This window comes from Candidatus Nanopelagicales bacterium (assembly GCA_018003655.1).
In the GTDB taxonomy this organism is placed as follows: domain Bacteria; phylum Actinomycetota; class Actinomycetes; order S36-B12; family UBA10799; genus JAGNDY01.
Genome location: JAGNDY010000165.1, coordinates 1 through 2,637, shown reverse-complemented (window position 1 = coordinate 2,637; position 2,637 = coordinate 1). Strand labels below are relative to the sequence as shown.

The 2,637-nt window shown below is 65.8% G+C and carries 2 protein-coding genes; both read right to left on the bottom strand.

The features are described 5' to 3' along the window. The coding region (locus KAZ48_11820; GenBank protein ID MBP7973478.1) for a transglycosylase domain-containing protein at nucleotides 1-2,273 on the bottom strand (2,273 nt) is incomplete at its 3' end. Further along, the coding region (locus tag KAZ48_11815) for a hypothetical protein (protein ID MBP7973477.1) at nucleotides 2,270-2,637 on the bottom strand (368 nt) is incomplete at its 5' end. The genes KAZ48_11815 and KAZ48_11820, both read right to left, overlap by 4 nt.

Below are 2,637 nucleotides of genomic sequence, written 5' to 3'. Positions count from 1 at the left end.
ATCTGCACTTTGGTGTCCGGAGAAACAAATGCACCCGGCTGGCGCGACTGCGCGATCACCGTTCCAGCCGGGATCCACGGGGACTGACCGGTCGGGTCGGTGATGACCTGCGGCGTCAGTCCCATTGCTATCAACGTCTGGGTCGCTCCTTCCTGGGTCTGGCCACGCAGATCAACCATGGCGATGCTGTCCCCCGGTGGCGCACCTGGTGCCAGCAGGTAGTCCGGGTCCGCTGCCGCTATCGGCATGGCGGGTTTGTTGCGCAGGTAGGAGTTCATGGAAGCGCGCCACACGTCGGCTGGCAGTGTGCCTCCATACACCGTGCTCAGGCCCATGACCCCGTGCAACGTAAAGCGAGGGGATCGAGGATCGCCGGTCCACACGGCAGCCGCGATCTGGGGGGTGAAGCCGACGAACCACGCGGAGCTGTCGTCCTCACCCGTGCCGGTCTTGCCCGCCGCTGGACGGCCCGCGAGCGCGGCCGGACGGCCGGTTCCGCGGGTGACGACGCCGGCTAGGACGCTGGCGGCGGTATCGGCAACTGCTGGATCCACGGCCTGTCGGCAGCGCTTCTTGACCGGGTTGTTCACCACAGTTCCGTCGGGCAGCTTCACCGACGCGATCAGGCTCGGCGGGCACCAGACGCCGTGATTGGCGATCGCGGCGTAGGCACCGGCCATGTCAGTGACGGAGACGTCGCGGGCACCGAGAGTGAACGTTCCCTCCTTCTTGCCGGGAGCACCCTTCTGCCCATCCGGCGGAATCGCGATCCCCAGTCGGCGAGCGGCCTCGGCGATGGCCGGAATGCCGACCTTCTCTTCGAGCTGCACGTACGCGGTGTTGATCGACATCTCGGTCGCCTGCGAGATGGTGACGTTGCTGGCGGATAGCCCCTCAGCGTTGTGGTAGCCACCGGGTGGGTTGTCGTATTTGGAACTTGTGTACGTGGTTCCACCGGGAAGCACTGTGCTCAGCGGCGTGCCGGCCTCTAGGGCGGCCACCAGGGTGAACAACTTGAACGTCGACGCGGGTGCGAACGAGCGAGTCGTGGCCAGCGGGATTTCGGTCTCGCCTTTGCCCTCACCGAATGCTCGGTTGCTTGCCATCGCTTTGATCGCACCGGTGCCCGGCTGAACCATCGTGATCGCGTTGGCTGCACTCTGGTTCGCGGGCAGCACCTGCCGGGCGGTCTGGAAGGCGGTTCGCTGGACGCTGGGATTCGGGGTGAGCGTGACGGTCAGGCCACCGGTGGCAACCAGGCTGGCCGCCTCGTCGCCGAGCCAGTCAGCCGTGCGCAACTCACGCAGCGCGGAATCACAGACCATGCCCCACGCTCTGGCAGCGGTCTTGCAGCCCTGTGCGGGCAGGCTCAGCTTGAGTTTGATCGCAGTGGCGTTGGCAACGGCTGCTTGTTCGGAGGTGATGTGGCCGCTCTTGACCATAGCGTTGAGCACTTGCCGTCGACGCTCTAGCGCACCCGTGGGGTTGATTCTCGGGTCCAAACTGGAAGGCGACTGCACGATGCCGGCCAACAGGGCTGCCTGCGGCAGACTCAACTTTGCGGCGGGAACTGAGAAATAGCGCCGCGCGGCAGCCTCGATCCCATAAGCGCCGGCTCCGAAGTAGGACACGTTGAGATAGCCGGTGAGGATGTCGTCCTTGCTCATTTGAGATTCAATAACCGTCGCCAGGTGGGCCTCAGCGAGTTTGCGCTGCCAGCTGCGACCGGACGCGGCAGCAAGGGCTTCCGGATCGGGGGATCCTCGGCCCTCGATGACGGCTTGCGCGATCCGCAGGTTCTTGGCGTACTGCTGGGTGATGGTCGATCCACCCTGCACCCCGTTGTTGCTCCCGGTCGCCACCAACGCGCGAACGGTTCCGACGGGGTCAATCCCGTTGTGCTCGTAGAAGCGCGCATCCTCGATGGAGACGATTGCGTCCCGAACTTGCTTGGACTGCTGGTTACCGCTGACCGGTACGCGGTCGATGGTGAAGGCCTGCGCGATGGTTCGACCTGACGCATCGACCAGGGTGGTGCGTCCGGGAAGCGCGGGCGCCGGAATGGTGTCGGACTGGGAGTTCCAGGCGCCGCTGGCGACATTCGTGCCCGCGATGGCAACGGAAGCTGCGGGGGTCATTCCGACGGCAACAACCAGTCCGCCGATGACGCCAAGAACCGCCAGCTTCGGCAACGCACCGAGCCGATGGCGTTGTCGCGTCGACGGGTCGACGAGCAATGCATTCAACTCAACCTGTGCGCGCCCCTTTCTCACTGCGACCCCCGCAGGCTTGACTGCGACGGGCTTACGTCGGTGGGCAGCGGCGTTGGCACTGTGACGTAGCGATAGGTGACGGCAGGTCCGCTGTCCGGCAAGGGTCCGGTGACGCTGATGTTCAGCCATTTGACCGGGGCCATTGCCGGTGTACGGGCAGCGATTCCCACGCCGTTGTCTGCCTCGGCGACCACCTTCGTCGTCCAGCCAGCGTCGTCCAGTTGCTTTCGCAGCGCGTCGGCCGTCGCGGCTTGCGCCGTGCCGGTGGTTGTGACTGCCACCGCGGTCCAGCCGGTTGCCGAGCCCGCACCGGGAATCGGCGACACGGCGTCGGCCAGCTTCGCACCGTCGGGCATCGGCACCC